Raw genomic sequence first — 20228 nt, forward strand, 5'->3', positions numbered from 1 at the left:
GGGCGCTCTTGATCATTACGCTGAACGTAACGATTCACCACCGTGCTTGATTGATGCCCCCACCTCACACGCCTACCTTGGCTCCACGACAGCGAACCCGTGGAGTGAGCATGACAACAATAATTTCCCCCGACTCGCGCTGGACGCGGCGGCGCGATGAGAAGCAGCGCCGGCTCGATAAGGTGCGCGGGCTGGCCGATGGTGCGGTGCTGCCCAGCGACAAGATCGTCGCCGCGCTCGAAGCGCTGATCCATCCCGGCGACCGTGTGGTGCTGGAGGGCAATAACCAGAAGCAGGCGGATTTTCTTTCCCGTTCCCTGGCCAAGGCCGACCCGCAAAAGCTCCACGACCTGCACATGATCATGCCCAGCGTCGGCCGCTCCGAGCACCTTGATCTGTTCGAACGCGGCATCGCCCGCAAGCTGGATTTCTCTTTCGCCGGCACCCAGAGTCTGCGCATCAGCCAGTTGCTTGAAGATGGCTTGCTGGAAGTCGGCGCGATCCACACCTACATCGAACTCTATGCGCGGCTGGTAGTGGACCTGATTCCCAACGTCGTGCTCTCGGCCGGGTTCATGGCCGACCGCGCCGGCAACATCTACACCGGCCCGAGCACCGAAGACACTCCGGCACTGATCGAACCGGCCGCGTTCAGCGACGGCATCGTCATCGTTCAGGTCAACCAATTGGTCGACGACGTCAGCGAACTGCCGCGCGTGGACATTCCCGCTTCGTGGGTCGATTTCGTCGTGGTGGCCGACAAGCCGTTCTACATCGAACCGCTGTTCACCCGCGATCCACGACACATCAAGCCTGTGCATGTGCTGATGGCGATGATGGCGATTCGCGGGATCTACGAAAAACACAACGTGCAGTCGCTCAACCACGGCATCGGTTTCAACACCGCCGCCATTGAGCTGATCCTGCCGACCTACGGCGAATCCCTCGGCCTCAAAGGCAAGATCTGCCGCAACTGGACCCTCAACCCGCACCCGACGCTGATCCCGGCGATCGAAAGCGGCTGGGTCGAAAGCGTGCATTGCTTCGGCACCGAACTGGGCATGGAAAACTACATCGCCGCCCGGCCGGACGTGTTCTTCACCGGCCGCGACGGCTCGCTGCGTTCCAACCGCATGGTCTGCCAACTCGCCGGGCAATACGCAGTGGATCTGTTTATCGGCGCGACGTTGCAGGTCGATGGCGACGGCCATTCCTCGACGGTGACCCGTGGTCGACTGGCCGGTTTCGGTGGCGCGCCGAACATGGGCCATGACCCGCGCGGCCGCCGTCACGGTACCCCAGCGTGGCTGGACATGCGTCACGGCGATGCGCCGCAACCGATGCTCGAACGCGGCAAGAAACTCGTGGTGCAAATGGTCGAGACGTTCCAGGAGGGCGGCAAACCGACCTTCGTCGAAACCCTAGACGCGGTCGAAGTGGCGAAGAAAAGCGGCATGCCGCTGGCGCCGATCATGATCTACGGCGACGACGTTACCCACCTGCTCACTGAAGAAGGTATCGCCTACCTGTACAAGGCGCGTTCGCTGGAAGAACGCCAGGCGATGATTGCAGCGGTGGCCGGCGTCACCGCGATCGGCCTGCGCCACAACCCGAAAGACACCGAACGCATGCGTCGCGAAGGCCTGATTGCCTTGCCCGAAGACCTCGGCATCCGCCGCACCGACGCCACCCGCGAACTGCTAGCGGCGAAAAGCGTGGCGGATCTGGTCGAGTGGTCCGGTGGCCTGTACAACCCGCCCGCCAAATTCAGGAGCTGGTAAATGCACGCATTCAACCTGCAAGCACACCCGCTGTCGCTGGCTGACCGCTTGGCCGATCTGGCGGTGGAAGCGTTGATCGACGAAGCCGACCTGTCGCCGAAACCGGCCTTGGTCGACCGTCGCGGCAACGGCGCCCACACCGATCTGCACCTGGGCCTGATGCACGCTTCGGCGCTGGCGTTGTGGCCGGCGTTCAAGGAAATGGCCGAGGCAGCGCAAGACATTGGCGAAGTCGGTTTGCCGTTGCGCGAAGCGATTGGCCGCATCGGTCGCGAAGGCGAGCAAGCGATGCTCGCCACCACTAACGGTGTGAATACCCATCGCGGCGCAATCTGGGCGCTTGGTCTGCTGGTCACCGCCGCCGCGCTGCAACCGAGCTCCGTCGCTCTTTGTGCGGCACGCCTGGCGCTGCTCGACGACCGCTACGCACCGAAGCCACTCAGCCACGGCGCTCAAGTCGCCCAGCGTTACGGCGCACGCGGTGCTCGCGAGGAAGCGCAACTTGGCTTCCCCTCGGTGCTGCAACGCGGCTTGCCGCAATTGCAGAACAGCCGCGCCAACGGCGTCGGCGAACAGAACGCCCGGCTCGACGCCTTGCTCGCGATCATGACCGAACTGGCCGACACCTGCGTGCTCTATCGGGCCGGCGAACAAGGCCTGCACGCCATGCAAAGCGGCGCGCAAGCGGTGCTCGACGCCGGCGGCAGTGCCAGCCTTACAGGCCGCCGCCGATTGCACGAACTGGATCAACAACTCATCGCATTGAATGCCTCGCCCGGTGGCGCCGCCGACTTGCTCGCCGCCACGCTGTTGCTCGATCGAATCGAGCGCGACGGCATTCTTCAGGGAGCGTTTTGATGGAAAGCCTATCGTTTGAATTTCCCGCCGGGCAGCCGCCACGCGGGCGTGCGCTGGTCGGGTGTGTCGGCTCGGGGGATCTGGAAGTGCTGATCGAACCTGGCCTGGCCGGCAAGTTGACGATCAACGTGCAGACCTCGGTCAACGGCGCGCAACAGCGCTGGCAGCATCTGTTTGCGCGGATGTTCGACGGCACTACGCCGCCAGCGATGGCCATCGACATCCACGATTTCGGCGCGACGCCGGGGGTGGTGCGCTTGCGTCTGGAGCAGGGTTTCGAGGAGATCGGCCATGACTGACAGCGCCGCGTTGCTCAACAAACACAGCTTCGTCGAACTTGGCGCGCGGCAACGGGCGAAAGCCTTGCTCGACGCCGGGACGTTTCGTGAACTGCTCGATCCGTTTCAACGGGTCATGTCGCCGTGGCTGGAACGCCAGGGCGTGGTCCCGCAGGCCGACGACGGCGTCATCATCGCCAAGGGCAGCCTCGACGGTTTGCCCGTGGTGATTGCGGCGATCGAAGGCGCGTTTCAGGGCGGCAGCCTTGGTGAAGTCGGCGGGGCGAAAATTGCCGGCGCGCTGGAGCTGGCCGCCGAAGACAACCGCAAAGGCATCCCGACCCGCGCGGTGCTGTTGCTGGAAACCGGTGGCGTGCGCTTGCAGGAAGCCAATCTCGGCCTCGCGGCGATTGCCGATATTCACGCAGCGATTGTCGATTTGCAGCGATACCAACCGGTGGTCGGCGTGGTCGCCGGCAGCGTCGGTTGCTTCGGCGGCATGTCGATTGCCGCAGCGCTGTGCAGTTATCTGCTGGTGACTCAGGAAGCACGTCTTGGCCTGAACGGCCCGCAAGTCATCGAGCAGGAAGCCGGGATCGAGGAATACGACTCGCGCGACCGGCCGTTCATCTGGAGCCTGACCGGCGGCGAGCAGCGCTTCAACAGTGCTCTGGTGGATCGTTACGTTGGTGATGACGTGGCGCGGATTCGTCAGCAGGTCGGCGAATTGCTCCAGCAAGGTTTGCCGGCTCAGCCACGCAGCCAAAGCGCCGAGTGGTTCCTGCACCGTCTGGGCAGTCTGAACACTGACCAGCAAATCGAACCCTCGGTGGTTCGCGATCTGTATCAAGGAGAGCGCTCATGAGCGGTTATTCATTGCGCGGTTTGCACTGGTTCAACGCTCTGAGCGCGGGAGCTAAAAACGTCGAAGGCCTGCCGGCGTCCTTGAAAGTCGCTGACGGTGACCTCGGGCGTTTTATCGCCGTGGTCGCTGACCCGGACAATCGTTTCCCACGCGCTCGCAACGGCGAAGTCGGCTTGCTCGAAGGCTGGGGGCTGGCCAAGGCTGTGGATGACGCGATCAGCGCTGATCGCGATAACGCGCAAAAGCGCCCGATCATCGCCATCGTCGATGTGCCGAGCCAGGCCTATGGTCGGCGCGAAGAAGCGCTCGGTATTCATCAGGCGCTGGCCGGCGCGGCGGGCAGTTATGCCCGTGCGCGGCTGGCCGGGCATCCGGTGATTGCCTTGCTGGTCGGCAAGGCCATGTCCGGAGCGTTTCTGGCGCACGGTTATCAGGCCAACCGCCTGATCGCACTGCGTGATCCCGGGGTGATGGTCCACGCGATGGGCAAGGCCTCGGCGGCGCGGGTGACGTTGCGCAGCGTTGAGGAACTGGAAGCGCTGGCCGCCAGCGTGCCGCCGATGGCCTACGACATCGACAGCTACGCCAGCCTCGGCCTGCTCTGGGAAACCCTCTCGGTGCAGCAGATCGAACAACCGACCGCAGAGGATCTGGCGCGGGTCAGCGAATGCCTCAAGCAAGCCATCGGCAATATCACCGGCACCGACCTGAGCAATCGCCTCGGTGCCAGCAATCGCGCGGCGTCGAGCAAGGTCCGCGAACTGCTGAGGGCGCAGTGGTGAACATGCCACTGGCCCACGACCTGCTCTGGGGCATGACCCCGGCGCAGTTGCCGGCGGATGCGCCGCCGTGGGCGATCGAGTCGCTGGCCGTCGGGCAACCGGTGGTAGTGCGGCGCGCGCTGAGTGCTGAAGGTCTGATCGCGGTGGGCGTGCGCGGGTTGCTGCGTGAGCAGCGGCTGGCGGCGTTCATGCGCATCGATTCGATTGTGCGGCGGGTCAGTCCTGAAGCGTTGTGTCATGTCGACAGCGCGCGTGATCTGCCGGTCATGCAGGCGCTCAGGCAATTGCGGCCGATGCTCGATGACTGTGGTTGGGTATGGGGTGTCAGCGGCAGTGTCGGCTTTGAGCTGGCCAGCGGTTTTGCCGCGATGCACGCGGCCAGTGACCTCGATCTGATCCTGCGCGCACCGCAACCGATTACCCGTCATCAGGCACGCGAACTGGTCGCGTTTTTTGATCGCGCCGCGTGCCGGGTCGACATGCAGTTGCAAACCCCATTCGGCGCGGTGGCGTTGCGCGAATGGGCCAGTGCTTCGGCGCGGGTACTGCTGAAAAATGCGCAACAGGCGCAATTGGTGGTTGATCCGTGGCAGCCGCTGGAGCAGGCAGCGTGAGCAGTCTGCTGGTGTTCCCCGGCCAGGGCGCGCAGCAAGCCGGCATGCTCCAGCGCTTGCCAGGGGAAGTGTTGACCGAGGCCAGCGACGTGCTCGGCGAAGATGTCTCGCGGCTCGATTCTGCCGAAGCGTTACGCACCACACGGGCGGTTCAGCTGTGCCTGCTGATCGCTGGCGTCGCGGCTTCACGGCAGTTGTTGCAGGACGGGCTGACGGCGGATTACGTCGCAGGGTTGTCCATCGGCGCCTATCCCGCAGCGGTGGTCGCCGGGGCTTTGAGCTTCAGTGACGCGTTGCATCTGGTCAGCCTGCGCGGTGAGCTGATGCAGCAGGCTTATCCACAGGGCTACGGCATGACCGCAATCATCGGCTTGCAGTTATCCACAGTCGAAACGCTGCTGGCGCAGGTGCACAGCGAGGATTCGCCGGTGTATCTGGCGAATATCAACGCCGATAATCAGGTGGTCATTGCTGGCAGTGACCGCGGCATGCAAGCGGTGGCCGAACTGGCGCGCAGTCGTGGCGCCGGTCTGGCAAAACGTCTGGCGGTAAGTGTGCCGTCGCACTGTCCGCTGCTGGACGAACCGGCGCAAACCCTCGCCGAAGCCTTTGCCAGGGTTGAATTGAGAACCCCGAAAATCGCTTACCTGAGCGGTAGCCGTGCGCGGCCTGTGACCAAGGTCGAAGCGCTGCGCGACGACCTCGCCTTCAATATGTGCCGCGTGGTGGACTGGCGCGGCACCGTGCAAAGCGCCTACGAGCGCGGCGTGCGTCTACAAATCGAACTGCCGCCCGGTGCGGTGCTGACCGGACTGGCGCGCCGGGTGTTCGAGCAGGGCACCGTCACGGCCTTCGACAGTGCCCGCCTCGACACCCTGCAAGCGCTGTTGCGAGAGGAGGGTGGCCGCCAACTCTAAAACCGCCGCGACTCAAGCTTCGAACAACAAAAACAACATTCGACGATGCACTTTGAGGACTACAACAATGATTATTTACGGTGTGGCGTTTCTCGCCTTTTGTACGCTGGTCGGTATCTGGATCGGTGAATTGCTCGGCAAGCTGATCGGCGTGCCGGCCAACGTCGGCGGTGTCGGCATTGCGATGCTGCTGCTGATCGGCCTCGGCAGTTATCTGTACAAAAGCGGCTGGCTCAAGGGCAAGACCGAGCAGGGCGTGGAGTTCTGGAGTGCGATCTACATTCCCATCGTGGTCGCCATGGCGGCGCAGCAGAACGTCTACGGCGCGCTGAAGGGCGGGCCGATGGCTATTCTCGCCGGCACGCTGGCCGTGGTGATCGCCTTTGCTCTGGTGCCGGTGCTGACGCGCATGGGCAACAAGCAACAGACGCCGATTGCTCCAGCCAAGACTGCGGGGTAAGCGCCATGTACGAATCGATGATGAAAGTGATCACCGGCTACGGCCTGATCAGCGGCTTTTTGATTGTCGGCCTGACCATGTGGGTGTCCTACTGGATGTCCAACACCTTCACCAAGGGCCGCCTGCACGGCTCGGCGATTGCCATTCTGCTCGGCCTGGTGCTGTCGTATGTCGGCGGCGCGCTGACCGGCGGGCAGAAGGGCGTGGTGGATATTCCGTTGTTGTCCGGTATCGGCCTGCTCGGCGGCGCCATGCTGCGCGATTTTGCGATTGTCGCCACCGCGTTTGGTGTCAGTGTCGACGAGCTCAAGCGCGCTGGGTTTGTCGGCGTGTTGGCGCTGTTTGTTGGCGTCGGCACCTCGTTTGTGGCGGGTGTGGGTGTGGCGATGGCGTTCGGTTACACCGATGCGGTCAGCCTGACCACGATTGGCGCTGGTGCCGTGACCTATATCGTCGGGCCGGTGACAGGCGCGGCGATTGGCGCCAGTTCCGAGGTGATGGCGCTGTCGATCGCGGCGGGGTTGATCAAGGCGATTCTGGTGATGGTGATGACACCGTTCGTGGCGCCGATGATCGGCCTGAACAACCCGCGCAGCGCGGTCATTTTCGGCGGGTTGATGGGCACTTCCAGTGGCGTCGCTGGCGGGTTGGCGGCGACTGATCCGAAGCTGGTGCCTTATGGTTGCCTGACGGCGGCGTTTTATACCGCGCTTGGCTGCTTGCTTGGGCCTTCGCTGTTGTTTCTGGCGATGCGCGGGTTGATGGGCTGACCGCCGAAAGGCTAACCCTCACCCTAGCCCTCCCGAAACGTCGGACCGCCCAAAGGGAGAGGGGACTGACCGAGGTGGATGCAGGAGTTTCATCGACCTGAAATTTCTGAGTCGAACACAGGTTCTGAAAAGCCCCCGATCTGCTCCCTTTCCCCTCGCCCCCTTGGGGGAGAGGGCTGGGGTGAGGGGGTAGCTCATGATCTTGATCTTCTGTTGATCAAACCCCGGCCTGGCGATTGGCATACATCCGGCACTCCGCCAGCAACGCCAGCAGATTCGGGTCCCTCTCCTTGGCCTTCAAGAACACCACCCCGATGTGCTGCTGCAACCGATACTTCTCCTGCAACGGAATCAGCTTCACCCGATTCTCGTACACCGCCGCAATCCGCCCCGGTAACAACGCATAACCGACCCCCGAGCTGACCATGCTCAGCAGGGTGAAAATGTCATTCACCTGCATCGCCACTTTCGGCTCGAACCCCGCCTGCTTGAACACCCGATTGCCATCCTGATGCGTGGCAAAGCCCTGGGTCAGGGTGATGAATGTTTCATCGCGCACCTCGGCCAGATCGACTTCACTGCGTTGAGCAAACTTCGAATCCGCCGGTGTGGCGAGGAATATGTCGTCGGAGAACAGCGCAATCTGCTCGCAGTCCGGGTCGTTGATGCTGTCGTCGAGTGACACCAGGATCGCGTCGACCTCCATGTTTTTCAGCTTGTAGAGCAGGTCGATGTTCGAGCCGAGGATCAGGTCGATGTTGAGTTCGCTGCGGCGGATTTTCAGGCCCATGATCAGCTGCGGCACGGTTTTCACCGTCAACGAATACAGCGAGCCAAGCTTGAAGCGCTCAGCGGAGAACCCGGCGGCTTCGCGAGTCAGGCGCACGCTGTCGACCACATCATTGATTAGCTTCTGCGCGCGCTCTTCCAGCACGTAAGCACTTTCCAGCGGCGTGAGGTTGCGCCCCTCGTGTTTGAACAGCGGGCAGCGCAGGGCGTTTTCCAGCGAGTGAATCGCGCGGTGCACGCTGACGTTGCTGGTCTGCAGTTCGGCAGCGGCGCGGGCGAGGTTGCCGGTGCGCATGAAAGCGAGGAACACCTCGAGTTTTTTCAGGGTCAATTCTTCGTCGATCAGCATGGCGCGGACTCTTTTTGGTATCGACCGATTGTGCCCAATTCCCGCGCGCCGCGCAGGGAGGTTGAACAGAAACATTGCGCTTTTACGCTCAAGGCCCGAGCCTTGCGCGCTTGCGTTAGTGACTACGAGGTATGCGACACATGTATCACGGGGAAAAACTCAACGCCTGGACCCATCTGGTCGGAGCGGTGGCGGCGTTTATTGGCGGCGTGTGGATGCTGGTGATCGCCAGTCTCGACGGCAGTCCGTGGAAGATCGTCAGCGTGGCGATCTACGCGTTCACCCTGCTGGTGCTCTACAGCGCCTCGACCGTGTACCACAGCGTGCGCGGGCGCAAAAAAGCGATCATGAAGAAGGTCGATCACTTTTCGATCTACCTGCTGATTGCCGGCAGCTACACGCCGTTTTGTCTGGTGACCCTGCGCGGGCCGTGGGGCTGGACACTGTTCGGGATCGTCTGGGGGCTGGCGCTGATCGGCATCCTGCAGGAAATCAAACCGCGCTCCGAGGCACGGATTCTGTCGATCGTGATTTACGCGGTGATGGGCTGGATCGTGCTGGTGGCGGTCAAGCCGCTGATCGCCGCGCTGGGCACGGCGGGGTTTGCCTGGCTGGCGTCGGGCGGGGTGATGTATACGGTGGGAATTATCTTTTTTGCCCTCGATCACCGGCTGCGGCATGCCCATGGGATCTGGCATCTGTTCGTGATTGCCGGGAGCCTGCTGCATTTTGTCGCAATCTTGTTTTACGTCCTCTAGACCGAGGCGCGGCTAATCGCTGGCAAGCCAGCTCCCACAGGGTTTAGCGTTGTTCACACATGTTGTGGTTAACAAGGATCCTGTGGGAGCTGGCTTGCCAGCGATGAGGCCTTAGAAATCACCCCAAAGCTGCTGCGCCACCGCCAACGCCACCACCGGCGCGGTCTCGGTGCGCAGCACCCGCGGGCCGAGGCGGGCGGCGTGGAAGCCGTTGTCTTTGGCCTGCTCGACTTCAGCGTCGGACAAACCACCTTCCGGGCCGATCAGGAACGCCAGCGTCGCCGGTCGGGCATGGCTGACCAGCGGCTCGGCCACCGGGTGCAGCACCAGTTTCAACCCGGCTTCGGTCTGCTTGATCCAGTCCGCCAGCAGCACCGGCGGATGAATCACCGGCACTCGCGAGCGCCCGCATTGTTCGCACGCGCTGATCGCTACCTGACGCCAGTGCAGCAGGCGTTTGTCGGCGCGTTCGTCCTTGAGGCGGACTTCGCAGCGGTCGCTGAAGATCGGGGTGATTTCATTCACGCCCAGTTCGGTGGCTTTCTGAATCGCCCAATCCATGCGCTCGCCCCGGGACAAGCCCTGGCCGAGGTGGATGTGCAGCGGCGACTCGACCTGACCCGGCAGTTGCTCGTCGATCTGCACGACGACGCGCTTCTTGCCGACCTCAACCAGCGATCCGCGAAACTCATGGCCGGAACCGTCGAACAACTGCACCGCATCGCCTTCGGCCATGCGCAACACGCGGCTGATGTAATGCGCCTGGGCTTCCGGCAGTTCGTGTTCGCCGGTGCTCAATGGGGCGTCGATAAAGAAGCGGGACAGTCTCATGCGGGGTCTCTGTAAAATTTGTAAAAGTCTGGCGGCCCCATCGCTGGCAAGCCAGCTCCCACAGGTTCTGCGCAAAACCCTGTGGGAGCTGGCTTGCCAGCGATGACGATAGTCCGGTACCGCTGAAGCTTAAGTGAAGTAGATCAGCCCGGATCGCGGAAACCGGGATGAAAGTCCTTCGGCACCGCCACGCTCACGCTGTCACGCGTGGCGATATCAATGCCTTCACTCGCCACCTCGGCCAGGAAATCAATCTGCTCCGGGGTGATCACGTACGGCGGCAGGAAATAAACCACACTGCCCAGCGGCCGCAGCAATGCGCCGCGCTCCAGTGCATGCTGGAACACCTTCAAGCCGCGGCGTTCCTGCCAAGGGTAGGCCTCTTTGCTGGCTTTATCCTTGACCATCTCTATCGCCAGAACCATGCCGGTCTGGCGCACTTCGGAGACGTTCGGGTGATCGACCAGGTGCGCTGTCGACGAGGCCATGCGTTGGGCCAGTGCCTGGTTGTTTTCGATGACGTTGTCCTGTTCGAAAATATCCAGCGTCGCCAGCGCCGCCGCACAAGCGAGCGGGTTGCCGGTGTAGCTGTGCGAATGCAGGAAGGCGCGCAGAGTCGGGTAGTCATCGTAGAACGCGCTGTAGACGTCGTCGGTAGTCAGGCATGCCGCGAGCGGCAGGTAGCCGCCGGTCAGGGCTTTTGACAGGCAGAGGAAGTCCGGACGAATGCCGGCCTGTTCACAGGCGAACATCGTCCCGGTGCGACCGAAGCCGACAGCGATTTCGTCGTGAATCAGGTGCACGCCATAACGGTCGCAGGCCTCGCGCAGCAATTTCAGATAAACCGGGTGATACATGCGCATGCCGCCAGCGCCCTGAATCAGCGGCTCGACGATCACCGCCGCGACGCTGTCATGATTCTCCGCCAGCGTCTGTTCCATGGTGGCGAACATGTTGCGTGAATGCGCTTCCCAGCTCATGCCGTCGGGGCGCAGGTAGCAATCCGGACTCGGCACCTTGATGGTGTCCATCAACAGGGCTTTGTAGGTCTCGGTGAACAACGGCACGTCGCCGACCGCCATCGCCGCCATGGTTTCGCCGTGGTAGCTGTTGGTCAGGGTGACGAAGCGCTTCTTGTTTGGCTGACCGCGGTTGAGCCAGTAGTGAAAACTCATCTTTAGCGCGACTTCGATGCACGACGAGCCGTTGTCGGCGTAGAACACCCGGTTCAGGCCTTCCGGCGTCATCTTCACCAGACGCTCGGACAGCTCGATCACCGGCTGATGGCTGAAGCCGGCGAGAATCACATGCTCGAGCTGGTCGACCTGATCCTTGATGCGCTGGTTGATCCGCGGGTTGGCGTGCCCGAAAACGTTAACCCACCACGAGCTGACCGCGTCGAGATAGCGCTTGCCTTCGAAGTCTTCGAGCCAGACGCCTTCGCCGCGCTTGATCGGGATCAGCGGCAGTTGTTCGTGGTCTTTCATCTGGGTGCAGGGATGCCACAACACTGCGAGATCGCGTTGCATCCACTGGTTATTCAGGCCCATTTACAGTCTCCTCGAGGCGGCTCGCGGCAGGCGCGGGCAAACAATCGCGCAAGCCTATGCAATGCATCGCGCGGGAACAACCCATTGTGTCGATTGAGCTACTTTGTATGAGCCGATAGACGCCGCTGGCGGCGTTTTGATGGCTAACGTATTCTTCGCGGTTCTTTGGGTCGTCTGACCCGCCAAACTGCTTTTTCCCACATGTTTTTCCGGAGTTCGCTGAATGTCTGTCGGTTGGCTGCGCGCCTGTGCGCTGGTGATGTTGGGGCTGTTCAGCGTGACAGCGCTGGCCAAGGATAAAACCGCAATCGTGATCGGCGGCGGCCTGTCGGGTCTGACCGCCGCTTATGAGCTGCAAAACAAGGGCTGGCAGGTCACCCTGCTCGAAGCCAAGCCGAGCCTGGGCGGACGCTCGGGCATGGCCACCAGCGAGTGGATCGGTAACGACAAAACCCAGCCGGTGCTGAACAAGTACGTGTCGACCTTCAAGCTCGGCACCACCCCGGCACCGGAATTCGTGCGCACGCCGAGCTATCTGATCGACGGCGACTATTTCTCCGCCGCGGATCTGGCGACCAAGCAACCGGCCACCGCCGATGCGCTCAAGCGTTACCAGAAAACCCTCGATGATCTGGCGCGCTCGATCGACGATCCGCAAAACCCGGCGGCGACCAGCACCCTGCACGCGCTGGATCAGATCACCGTATCGAGCTGGCTCGACAAGCAGAACCTGCCGGCGACGGCGCGTCAGTTGATCAATCAGGACATCCGCACCCATTACGACGAGCCTTCGCGGCTGTCGCTGCTGTACTTTGCCCAGCAGAACCGCGTCTATCGCGGCGTTTCCGACCGTGACCTGCGCGCCTCGCGTCTGGTCGGCGGTAGCCAGGTGCTGGCGCAGGCCTTCGTCAAACAGATCAAGACCATCAAGACCAGCTCGCCGGTCTCGGCCATCACCCAGGACAAGGAAGGCGTGACCGTCAAAGTCGGCAGCGTCGGCTATCAGGCTGACTACGTGGTGCTGGCCGTGCCATTGCGCGCACTGAACAAGATTGCCCTGACCCCGGCACTTGATGCCCAGCATCTGGCGGCGATCAAAGGCACCAACTACGGCTGGCGCGACCAGATCATGCTGAAATTCAAGACGCCAGTGTGGGAAAGCAAGGCGCGCATGTCCGGCGAGATCTACAGCAACACCGGTCTGGGCATGCTCTGGATCGAGCCAGCGCTCAAAGGTGGCGCCAATGTGGTGATCAACCTGTCCGGCGACAATGCCCGCGTGATGCAGGCGTTCGGCGACAAGCAGATGGTCGATCAGGTGCTGATCCGTCTGCACGCGTTTTATCCACAGGCCCGTGGCTCGTTCACTGGTTACGAAATCCGCCGCTACAGCACCGACCCGTCGATGGGCGGCGCTTACCTGGCTTACGGCCCGGGGCAGATCAGCAAGTTCTGGCGCCTGTGGGAACGTCCGCTGCAACGCGTAGCGTTCGCTGGCGAACACACCGACACCTTGTATCCGGGCACCCTGGAAGGCGCACTGCGCACCGGCCAGCGTGCGGCCAGCCAGGTTGAAGATCTGGCGGCAGGCAAATCGTTCGAACCGGCCAAAGGGGTTCCGGCTGCCGCAGCAGCAGGCGCGGCGGGTGCCGTGGCGGCGAAGAAGGGCAACTTCTTCAGCAACCTGTTTGGCGGTTCGGATGACGAGAAGAAGCCAGAACCGGTGAAGGCTCCAGAACCGGCACCTGCTCCGGTCGCCCCAGCGCCTGCACCGACTCCTGCGCCCGCTCCGGTGGAAGCGCCGAAGCCAGCGGCCCCGGTAAAAGCCGAACCGGCGAAGAAAGCCGCGGCCAAGCCAGCGGCGAAGAAGCCCGCGGCGAAAACCGAAACGAAAAAGCCCGCAGCCAAAGCGCCAGTGAAGAAGGCTGAACCGGCGAAGAAGCCAGCGGCTAAACCCGCGCCCAAGCCTGCGGCAACCACCGAGACCAAAGCCCAGTAAGGCTTTGCTCCCATGGAAAAACGCGGCCCTCGGGTCGCGTTTTTTTTGCCCGGATTTTTTTCTTTCGCAGCTTGGTCCAGCAGCTTACCGGCGTACCGGAGCCTTCCCACAAGACACTCGGAATGAGGTGATGGCGGCTGCCAGACCAGCAACCTTATGCTGGGAAAAACCGGAGATCCTGGATGAAAACGCTCACGCTCATGCTTTTACTGATTGCTCTTCCGGGCTGTACCAACGGGCGTTTCTTTCCCGGTGGTTACGGTTCTGAACTGGCGCACACATGCAAGATTGATCCGTACAGTGCCGATTGCCTGCAACCTCCGGCGGTATTGCATAACTGAAATGCCGCACGTTGATGGTCGGTTAAAACTCCCACTTGAAGAATTCCGTGCCGTTCGGCAGTTTTCTCAAACAGCGTTGCTTGGGTTTGCGCAGGCGTCCGGGAATGAAACCGAAGCGCGCCCAGCGCAGACTTCCCGTGCGCTGATCGTAAATCACCAGGTTGCCGTCGTCCTGTACGGTCATGTAAGTGTGGTACCACAGCGACTTATCAGCTGTGTGCGTGCTCTCCGCGATCCATAGTCGCCGCCTGGCCGGGTCGTAAAGGAAGCCGCTGTTGCTGATTACAAACTGCAGCGGCTCGCGCATTCTTTTCGGGTGCAACGTCGCGCTGTAAGGTTGATGGCCGTCCGCGATCCAGATAATGGCCTCGCCGTCCTTGATGATCAGATTTCCATCACTTTGCAGGATCAAACGGAATCGACCGTTCTCCGATTGCAGGTACTGCCCTGCTGACATCGTCTGATTGGGAGGCAGTACGGAAGAACCGCTCGCTTGAAAGGGTGTATATCGCAGAGCCATATTTGCGCCTGACTGAATGTTGAGAGAGTCTCATTCGAACAGGCCCAAAGGTCGCATCTGCGGTACATGCTTATCGGCTTCGAATATTCAGGTCTGCGGACTGTGGGTGTTGCCCGAAGGCACAACACCGATCATCCATCCAAGCGCCCCTCACCGAAATCGCCTTTAATCCTTTCTTAACACCTCTCTTGCAGACTCTTGATCGTATTTCTCGATATTTCAAAGCGAAATTTTCCGCTTTAATTCGATAGATAACTCGCTAGTCTTGGTTCGCAGTTCTCACAGGATTTGGGCAATGCAGCTACGTAACTCTTCTTCGCGCTATGGTTGGGTCAGCATCTTCATGCACTGGGGCGTGGCGCTGGTGGTCTTCGGGCTGTTTGCGCTGGGTCTGTGGATGGTCGGGCTGGATTACTACAGCACCTGGCGCAAAGACGCGCCGGACCTGCACAAGAGTATCGGTCTGGTGCTGCTGGGTGTGATGGTGTTGCGGGTGCTGTGGCGCTTTATCAGTCCACCGCCGTCGACCCTGCAAAGCTACAGCCGCATGACCCGCCTCGGCGCAAAATTCGGCCACGGGTTTCTGTATCTGGCGCTGTTCGCTGTGATGATTGCCGGTTACCTGATTTCCACCGCAGACGGTGTCGGGATCCCGGTGTTTGGCCTGTTTGAAGTTCCTGCACTGCTCTCCGGACTACCGGATCAGGCAGATACCGCTGGGGTGATTCATCTCTGGCTGGCGTGGGCGCTGGTAATTTTTTCCGGCCTTCATGCGTTGGCAGCATTGAAGCACCACTTTATCGATCGTGATGCGACCCTTACCCGAATGCTCGGTCGCAAAGCCTGAAATTCAACCTCGACTCAAAGGAAAAGAAAGCATGTTGAAAAAGACTCTGGCCGCTCTGGCAATCGGTTCTGCCGTGCTGTCCGCCAACGTAATGGCCGCTGACTACGTCGTCGACAAAGAAGGCCAGCACGCCTTCGTTGATTTCAAGATCAGCCACCTGGGCTACAGCTTCATCACCGGTACTTTCAAGGACATCGACGGCAAGTTCAGCTTCGACGCTGCCAAGCCTGAAGACAGCAAGATCGAATTCAACGTCAACACCGCCAGCGTGTTCACCAATCACGCCGAACGCGACAAGCACATCGCCAGCGCTGATTTCCTCAACGCCAGCAAATTCGGCAAGGCCACCTTCGTTTCCACCAGCGTCAAATCCACCGGTGCCAACACTGCTGACGTGACCGGCGACCTGACCCTGCTGGGCGTGACCAAGCCTGTCGTCGTGAAAGCGACCTTCCTGGGCGAAGGCAAGGATCCATGGGGCGGCTACCGTGCCGGCTTCGAAGGCACCACCACCATCAAGCGTTCCGATTTCGGCAAGCAGAAAGACCTCGGGCCGAAGTCCGATGCGGTCGAGCTGTATGTTTCGTTTGAAGGTGTGAAAGCGAAGTAATTTTCGCCGCCATACAAAAACGCCCCCGGTCGTAAGGCCGGGGGCGTTTTTTATTGCCTGTCACAAACACTTCACTTCACCGCAGAGCCCCTGTGGGCGCTACCCTGCTGGCGATAGCGGTGGGTCAGCCACCACAGGTTTTGAATGTGCTGTCCTCATTGCCAGCAGGCTGGCTCCCACAGGGGATGTGCATATAAGCGTCAGGACAAAAAAATGCCCCGGCTCTTTCGAACCGGGGCATTTTTCATTGCGGCTTGGACTCAGCGATTGCGGGTCAGCAGTGCTGGTTTTTCGCCACGCGGGCGGCTTGGCAGTTGATCGAGCTGCTCAGGGGTCGGAAAGCGGTCGGCTTTCGATTCCTTGTGCATGATCTTCGGCCCGGTGCTGCGCGGGTTCTGCACGGCTGGCTCGCTACGTGGCTGATCGTCACGGGCTGGACGGCGGTTGCGCGAGGACGACGAAGACTCGTCACGACGGCCCTGACCGTCACGCGGTGCGCCGTTGCGCGGGCCGCTGCGTTTGGCCGGTGGGGTGCCGGTGCTCGAACCGTTGCTGTTGCGCGGGCCGTTCTGGCGACCTTGCGACTGACCGCCGCGCGGTGCGCCGGCACCTGCGCCTTGGGCCGGTGCGCCTGGGCGACGACCACGGCCGCCGGCCGGTGCGGCTTTCGGCACGTAATCAACGCGGTTGCCGAAGTTATCGATTTCGTCGTCGAGGAACTCGTCCGGAGCACGATCCGCCGCTGCACGCGGTGGCTGGCTCGGACGCTGTTCGCGGCTCGGCGTGCCTTCGCGCGGCTTCTGCTGGCGGGCAGGGCGCTCGCCACGTTCGCCGGCCGGTTTTTCCTTGCCCTTGTCTTTGCCTTTGTCCTTACGGCCGCCGCCACCGCCGCCGCCATTCGGGCCGTCGCCGCGCGGGCCGCGAGGGTTACGCGGGTTGCGAATGTCCGGACGCTCGCGGGCTTCCGGCTTCTCGGCTTCAATGGTGCTCGAGTCGAAGCCCATCAGGTCGCCGTCGGCGATCTTCTGCTTGGTCATGCGCTCGATGCTTTTCAGCAGTTTTTCTTCGTCCGGCGCGACCAGCGAGATCGCCTCGCCCGAACGACCGGCACGGCCGGTACGGCCGATCCGGTGCACGTAGTCTTCATCGACGTTCGGCAGCTCGAAGTTGACCACGTGAGGCAGCTGGTCGATGTCCAGGCCCCGGGCAGCGATGTCGGTGGCAACCAGAATGCGCACTTCGCCGGCCTTGAAGTCGGCCAGGGCTTTGGTGCGCGCATTCTGGCTCTTGTTACCGTGGATCGCTACAGCCGGCAGGCCGTGCTTGTCCAGGTACTCGGCCAGACGGTTGGCGCCGTGCTTGGTGCGGGTGAACACCAGCACCTGTTCCCACGCGCCGGCGGTGATCAGGTGCGCCAGCAAGGCACGCTTGTGGCTGGCCGGCAGACGGAACACGCGTTGCTCGATGCGCTCGACCGTGGTGTTCGGCGGCGTCACTTCGATGCGTTCCGGGTTGTGCAGAAGTTTGCCGGCGAGGTCGGTGATGTCTTTGGAGAAGGTCGCCGAGAACAGCAGGTTCTGACGCTTGGCCGGCAGGCGCGCGAGGACTTTCTTCACGTCATGCACAAAACCCATGTCGAGCATGCGGTCGGCTTCGTCGAGGACGAGGATTTCAACGTGGGACAGATCAACGCTGCCCTGGCCGCAGAGGTCGAGCAGACGACCCGGGCAGGCGACGAGCACGTCGACACCGCGGGACATGGCCTGAACCTGCGGGTTCATGCCGACGCCGCCGAAGATGCAGGCGCTGACGAATTTCAGATCACGGGCGTAGATCTTGAAGCTCTCGTGAACCTGGGCCGCGAGTTCGCGGGTCGGGGTCAGGACCAGTACGCGCGGTTGGCGCGGGCCGTGGCGCTGGGATTTGTCCGGGTGACCGTTGGGAAACAACCGCTCCAGGATCGGAAGGGCGAAACCGCCGGTTTTACCGGTACCTGTCTGTGCCGCAACCATCAGGTCGCGACCTTGCAACACGGCGGGAATGGCCCGCTGTTGCACCGGAGTAGGCTCGGTATAGCCCGCATCTTCGATGGCGCGGACTAAAGCCTCGGAGAGACCGAGGGAAGCAAAGGACATGAGTAATCCTGTTTTAGTTAGGGCTTGGCCCAATGGGAGTCTTGCCTGGCGCGAATGGCGTTTAAGAGGACGCAATCCCGTCCGGTCCTGCTGCGGTTCCGAAGGCACGTCGGGAGCGCTCGCGCGGGCTGCAAAGCTGCGCTGTAGCGGGTCGGGAGGCCTGTTACGGTTCCGGGCGTCCGGGCGTGAGCCTGGCGGGAACGCCGGAGTATAACAGAGCAATCACCGCGCGCCGCTTTCCTGCTGCTCAACGGTTTTGCCGCTGACCGTCGCCGAGTTCAACAAAACACTGCCAACGGGCGCGGCACCATAGCGCGCGCTCAGCTCGGCGTAGGCTGGTTCGCGCTTGAAACGCTTGAGCTCGGCACCGAAACGCTGTACCAGCAGATCCATGCCGGCATTGCGCCGAACGGCCAAAAACTGGCTCTGGCGACTAATAACCGTGGGGTTTTCGGTGATCAGGCTGCGTATATTCAATTCATCGAGCAAATGCTGGCCGACGCGGCGATCAGTAATCAGCAGATCGATGCGCCCACGCACCAGTTTGCCAAAGTTGGCTTCATGGGTCGGTGCCGGTTCCCGGGTAAACAACTGCGACTGGCTGAAATCTTCGCTGTATAAATAGCCGGGCGAGGTGCCGATGGTCAGGCCTTTGAGTTCTTCGAGACGATTGAACGGGTGCGGCCGGTCATTGGCGTAGAACATCACGAACTCGACGTCCGACAATGGCTCGCTCGGATAGAGCAGGGTGCTGTCACGCTCGGCGCTGTGAAAAATATCCAGCGCGCCGTCAGCCTGACCGGTTTCCAGCATCGACAGGCAGCGTTTCCACGGCAGGAACTGCCATTCGACTTCGATGCCCAGACGCTGGAACACGATGGCCGTGGTTTCATAGTCGAGGCCGAGGTTCTTGCCGCCGTCTTCATACACGTACGGCGCCCACGGCTCGGTGACAATACGCAACTTCTCGCCCCGAGCGGCGAAGCTCAGGCAAGCAAATACCAGCACGGCGAACAACTGTGTGATCAAAGGCATGGCTGGAGATTACGACGAGAATCGCGAAAGAGCCAGAAAGCGGCCGCACAAGCTCTGTTTCGCGGCTTCAAACGCAAAAAATCGCAGCACGACAACCCAACAAAGGCGTTGCCAAACACTGCGATCTCTTGTTCTTGCTTGTAGCTTTCAGCTCGAAGCTTGCAGCTGCTTCAGCGCGGTAACTTCAGGTTGTTCCAGATCGCCAGGCTAGGCTCGGCCTGGTTCATGGAATAGAAGTGCAGCCCCGGCGCGCCGCCCTGTAACAGGCGCTCGCACATCTCGCTGACGACTTGCTCGCCAAAGCGCTGAATGCTTTGCGTGTCATCGCCGTAGGCTTCCAGTTGCTTGCGGATCCAGCGCGGAATTTCCGCACCGCAGGCATCGGAGAAGCGCGCGAGTTTGCTGTAGTTGGTGATCGGCATGATCCCCGGCACGATCGGCAGATCCACACCCTGTGCCTGCAAACGCTCGACGAAGTAGAAGTAACTGTCGGCGTTGAAGAAGTACTGGGTGATCGCGCTGTCGGCACCGGCACGGGCCTTGCGCACAAAGTTGGCGAGATCGTCTTCGTAGTTGCGCGCCTGCGGATGCATCTCCGGGTAGGCGGCGACTTCGATGTGGAAGTGGTCGCCGGTCTCTTCACGAATGAATTCGACCAGTTCATTGGCGTGACGCAGCTCACCGCTGGTCATGCCCATGCCGGACGGCAAATCGCCGCGCAGGGCGACGATGCGCTTGATGCCGGCAGCCTTGTACTCGTTCAGCAAGCCGCGCAGGTCGTCCTTGCTGTCGCCGACGCACGACAGGTGCGGTGCGGCCGGTACTTTGACTTCGCTTTCCAGCTGCAGCACGGTGTTGAGCGTGCGGTCACGGGTCGAACCACCCGCGCCGTAGGTGCAGGAAAAGAAGTCGGGATTGTAAGTGGCCAGCTGACGGGCAGTGGCGAGCAGTTTTTCATGCCCAGCATCGGTCTTGGTCGGGAAGAACTCGAAGCTGTAGCGACGTTCTTGGGACATCGGAGGGGACCTCCAGCTGCAAGCTGCAAGCTTCAAGCTGCAAGAGGGCGGAGTGCCGAAATCTTGTGCGTGGAGCTTGCAACCAACGGCTGCGAAATAACGATGAAGAAGCCAGCGACAGCT

At 61.6% G+C, this 20228-nt stretch carries 21 protein-coding genes; 14 read left to right on the top strand and 7 right to left on the bottom strand.

The window, feature by feature from the left end; translation table 11 throughout:
* Window positions 1-110 precede the first annotated feature (110 nt).
* The 9 genes from mdcA to madM all read left to right on the top strand — a co-directional run bounded on the left by mdcA (window position 111) and on the right by madM (window position 7325).
* Entirely contained in the window at window positions 111-1781 is a 1671-nt protein-coding gene (gene mdcA, locus BLU24_RS03170; RefSeq protein WP_090287116.1) for a malonate decarboxylase subunit alpha, read from the top strand.
* Complete coding sequence (locus BLU24_RS03175) at window positions 1782-2639, top strand: triphosphoribosyl-dephospho-CoA synthase (RefSeq protein ID WP_093097478.1); 858 nt, start codon at window positions 1782-1784, stop codon at window positions 2637-2639. It abuts the gene before it with no gap.
* The gene (locus BLU24_RS03180) at window positions 2639-2938 is read left to right on the top strand and encodes a malonate decarboxylase subunit delta (RefSeq protein WP_056786420.1); all 300 of its coding nucleotides are present in this window, start codon (window positions 2639-2641) and stop codon (window positions 2936-2938) included. Before BLU24_RS03175 ends, BLU24_RS03180 begins: the two co-directional genes overlap by 1 nt.
* The gene (locus BLU24_RS03185) at window positions 2931-3782 is read left to right on the top strand and encodes a biotin-independent malonate decarboxylase subunit beta (RefSeq protein WP_093097480.1); all 852 of its coding nucleotides are present in this window, start codon (window positions 2931-2933) and stop codon (window positions 3780-3782) included. Before BLU24_RS03180 ends, BLU24_RS03185 begins: the two co-directional genes overlap by 8 nt.
* On the top strand, window positions 3779-4564 hold the full coding sequence (gene mdcE / locus BLU24_RS03190) for a biotin-independent malonate decarboxylase subunit gamma (RefSeq protein ID WP_093097483.1): 786 nt from the start codon (window positions 3779-3781) through the stop codon (window positions 4562-4564). Before BLU24_RS03185 ends, mdcE begins: the two co-directional genes overlap by 4 nt.
* Window positions 4558-5178 (top strand): malonate decarboxylase holo-ACP synthase, encoded by a 621-nt coding sequence (locus tag BLU24_RS03195; RefSeq protein WP_093097486.1) that lies wholly within the window; start codon window positions 4558-4560, stop codon window positions 5176-5178. Before mdcE ends, BLU24_RS03195 begins: the two co-directional genes overlap by 7 nt.
* A complete protein-coding gene (gene mdcH, locus BLU24_RS03200; protein WP_093097488.1) occupies window positions 5175-6095 on the top strand; it encodes a malonate decarboxylase subunit epsilon in 921 nt (306 codons plus the stop codon). Before BLU24_RS03195 ends, mdcH begins: the two co-directional genes overlap by 4 nt.
* A 67-nt stretch (window positions 6096-6162) precedes the next feature.
* Window positions 6163-6555: a malonate transporter subunit MadL gene (gene madL, locus BLU24_RS03205; RefSeq protein WP_093097491.1), complete on the top strand. Its 393-nt coding sequence runs from the start codon at window positions 6163-6165 to the stop codon at window positions 6553-6555.
* 5 nt (window positions 6556-6560) lie between these two features.
* Window positions 6561-7325: a malonate transporter subunit MadM gene (gene madM / locus BLU24_RS03210; protein ID WP_038861195.1), complete on the top strand. Its 765-nt coding sequence runs from the start codon at window positions 6561-6563 to the stop codon at window positions 7323-7325.
* A gap of 217 nt (window positions 7326-7542) precedes the next feature.
* Here the strand turns inward: madM and BLU24_RS03215 are convergent, their stop codons facing one another.
* Entirely contained in the window at window positions 7543-8463 is a 921-nt protein-coding gene (locus BLU24_RS03215; RefSeq protein ID WP_093097494.1) for a LysR family transcriptional regulator, read from the bottom strand.
* A 140-nt stretch (window positions 8464-8603) separates the two neighbouring features.
* On the opposite strand from BLU24_RS03215, the gene trhA reads away from it, so the two are divergent.
* A complete protein-coding gene (trhA, locus tag BLU24_RS03220; protein WP_093097496.1) occupies window positions 8604-9221 on the top strand; it encodes a PAQR family membrane homeostasis protein TrhA in 618 nt (205 codons plus the stop codon).
* A gap of 111 nt (window positions 9222-9332) precedes the next feature.
* On the opposite strand, the gene BLU24_RS03225 is transcribed toward trhA, so the two are convergent.
* Entirely contained in the window at window positions 9333-10052 is a 720-nt protein-coding gene (locus tag BLU24_RS03225) for a 16S rRNA (uracil(1498)-N(3))-methyltransferase (protein WP_093097499.1), read from the bottom strand.
* Window positions 10053-10195: 143 nt separating this feature from the next.
* On the bottom strand, window positions 10196-11602 hold the full coding sequence (locus BLU24_RS03230; RefSeq protein ID WP_093097501.1) for an adenosylmethionine--8-amino-7-oxononanoate transaminase: 1407 nt from the start codon (window positions 11600-11602) through the stop codon (window positions 10196-10198).
* Window positions 11603-11825: 223 nt separating this feature from the next.
* Between BLU24_RS03230 and BLU24_RS03235 the strand changes: the two genes are divergently transcribed.
* Window positions 11826-13601, top strand: coding sequence for a flavin monoamine oxidase family protein (locus tag BLU24_RS03235; RefSeq protein ID WP_093097504.1), 1776 nt, complete (start codon window positions 11826-11828; stop codon window positions 13599-13601).
* 182 nt (window positions 13602-13783) lie between these two features.
* On the top strand, window positions 13784-13942 hold the full coding sequence (locus BLU24_RS27510) for a hypothetical protein (protein WP_157720817.1): 159 nt from the start codon (window positions 13784-13786) through the stop codon (window positions 13940-13942).
* 22 nt (window positions 13943-13964) lie between these two features.
* Here BLU24_RS27510 and BLU24_RS03240 read toward each other — a convergent pair whose 3' ends face one another.
* A complete protein-coding gene (locus tag BLU24_RS03240; protein ID WP_093097506.1) occupies window positions 13965-14462 on the bottom strand; it encodes a hypothetical protein in 498 nt (165 codons plus the stop codon).
* A gap of 295 nt (window positions 14463-14757) precedes the next feature.
* Here BLU24_RS03240 and BLU24_RS03245 point away from each other — a divergent pair, with 295 nt between their 5' ends.
* Together BLU24_RS03245 and BLU24_RS03250 are read left to right on the top strand one after the other, a co-directional pair.
* Window positions 14758-15309 (top strand): cytochrome b, encoded by a 552-nt coding sequence (locus tag BLU24_RS03245; RefSeq protein WP_090287091.1) that lies wholly within the window; start codon window positions 14758-14760, stop codon window positions 15307-15309.
* A gap of 31 nt (window positions 15310-15340) precedes the next feature.
* Window positions 15341-15919, top strand: a complete 579-nt coding sequence (locus BLU24_RS03250; RefSeq protein WP_042606592.1) for a YceI family protein — start codon at window positions 15341-15343, stop codon at window positions 15917-15919.
* Between the two features lie 260 nt (window positions 15920-16179).
* Here the strand turns inward: BLU24_RS03250 and BLU24_RS03255 are convergent, their stop codons facing one another.
* The 3 genes from BLU24_RS03255 to metF all read right to left on the bottom strand — a co-directional run bounded on the left by BLU24_RS03255 (window position 16180) and on the right by metF (window position 20105).
* On the bottom strand, window positions 16180-18054 hold the full coding sequence (locus BLU24_RS03255) for a DEAD/DEAH box helicase (RefSeq protein ID WP_093097509.1): 1875 nt from the start codon (window positions 18052-18054) through the stop codon (window positions 16180-16182).
* 222 nt (window positions 18055-18276) lie between these two features.
* Window positions 18277-19089 carry a substrate-binding periplasmic protein gene (locus BLU24_RS03260; protein ID WP_093097513.1) on the bottom strand — a complete coding sequence of 271 codons (813 nt, stop codon included), beginning with the start codon at window positions 19087-19089 and terminating at the stop codon, window positions 18277-18279.
* A 170-nt stretch (window positions 19090-19259) separates the two neighbouring features.
* Window positions 19260-20105, bottom strand: coding sequence for a methylenetetrahydrofolate reductase [NAD(P)H] (metF, locus tag BLU24_RS03265; RefSeq protein ID WP_093097516.1), 846 nt, complete (start codon window positions 20103-20105; stop codon window positions 19260-19262).
* Window positions 20106-20228: the final 123 nt, after the last annotated feature.

It is taken from the genome of Pseudomonas sp. Z003-0.4C(8344-21) (genome assembly GCF_900104975.1).
Taxonomy (GTDB): Bacteria; Pseudomonadota; Gammaproteobacteria; order Pseudomonadales; family Pseudomonadaceae; genus Aquipseudomonas; species Aquipseudomonas granadensis.

Coding starts and splice junctions, on each gene's coding strand:
- mdcA (WP_090287116.1), top strand. CDS start 111: ATGACAACAATAATTTCCCCCGACTCGCGCTGGACGCGGCGGCGCGAT.
- BLU24_RS03175 (WP_093097478.1), top strand. CDS start 1,782: ATGCACGCATTCAACCTGCAAGCACACCCGCTGTCGCTGGCTGACCGC.
- BLU24_RS03180 (WP_056786420.1), top strand. CDS start 2,639: ATGGAAAGCCTATCGTTTGAATTTCCCGCCGGGCAGCCGCCACGCGGG.
- BLU24_RS03185 (WP_093097480.1), top strand. CDS start 2,931: ATGACTGACAGCGCCGCGTTGCTCAACAAACACAGCTTCGTCGAACTT.
- mdcE (WP_093097483.1), top strand. CDS start 3,779: ATGAGCGGTTATTCATTGCGCGGTTTGCACTGGTTCAACGCTCTGAGC.
- madL (WP_093097491.1), top strand. CDS start 6,163: ATGATTATTTACGGTGTGGCGTTTCTCGCCTTTTGTACGCTGGTCGGT.
- madM (WP_038861195.1), top strand. CDS start 6,561: ATGTACGAATCGATGATGAAAGTGATCACCGGCTACGGCCTGATCAGC.
- BLU24_RS03215 (WP_093097494.1), bottom strand. CDS start 8,463: ATGCTGATCGACGAAGAATTGACCCTGAAAAAACTCGAGGTGTTCCTC.
- trhA (WP_093097496.1), top strand. CDS start 8,604: ATGTATCACGGGGAAAAACTCAACGCCTGGACCCATCTGGTCGGAGCG.
- BLU24_RS03225 (WP_093097499.1), bottom strand. CDS start 10,052: ATGAGACTGTCCCGCTTCTTTATCGACGCCCCATTGAGCACCGGCGAA.
- BLU24_RS03230 (WP_093097501.1), bottom strand. CDS start 11,602: ATGGGCCTGAATAACCAGTGGATGCAACGCGATCTCGCAGTGTTGTGG.
- BLU24_RS03235 (WP_093097504.1), top strand. CDS start 11,826: ATGTCTGTCGGTTGGCTGCGCGCCTGTGCGCTGGTGATGTTGGGGCTG.
- BLU24_RS27510 (WP_157720817.1), top strand. CDS start 13,784: ATGAAAACGCTCACGCTCATGCTTTTACTGATTGCTCTTCCGGGCTGT.
- BLU24_RS03240 (WP_093097506.1), bottom strand. CDS start 14,462: ATGGCTCTGCGATATACACCCTTTCAAGCGAGCGGTTCTTCCGTACTG.
- BLU24_RS03245 (WP_090287091.1), top strand. CDS start 14,758: ATGCAGCTACGTAACTCTTCTTCGCGCTATGGTTGGGTCAGCATCTTC.
- BLU24_RS03250 (WP_042606592.1), top strand. CDS start 15,341: ATGTTGAAAAAGACTCTGGCCGCTCTGGCAATCGGTTCTGCCGTGCTG.
- BLU24_RS03255 (WP_093097509.1), bottom strand. CDS start 18,054: ATGTCCTTTGCTTCCCTCGGTCTCTCCGAGGCTTTAGTCCGCGCCATC.
- BLU24_RS03260 (WP_093097513.1), bottom strand. CDS start 19,089: ATGCCTTTGATCACACAGTTGTTCGCCGTGCTGGTATTTGCTTGCCTG.
- metF (WP_093097516.1), bottom strand. CDS start 20,105: ATGTCCCAAGAACGTCGCTACAGCTTCGAGTTCTTCCCGACCAAGACC.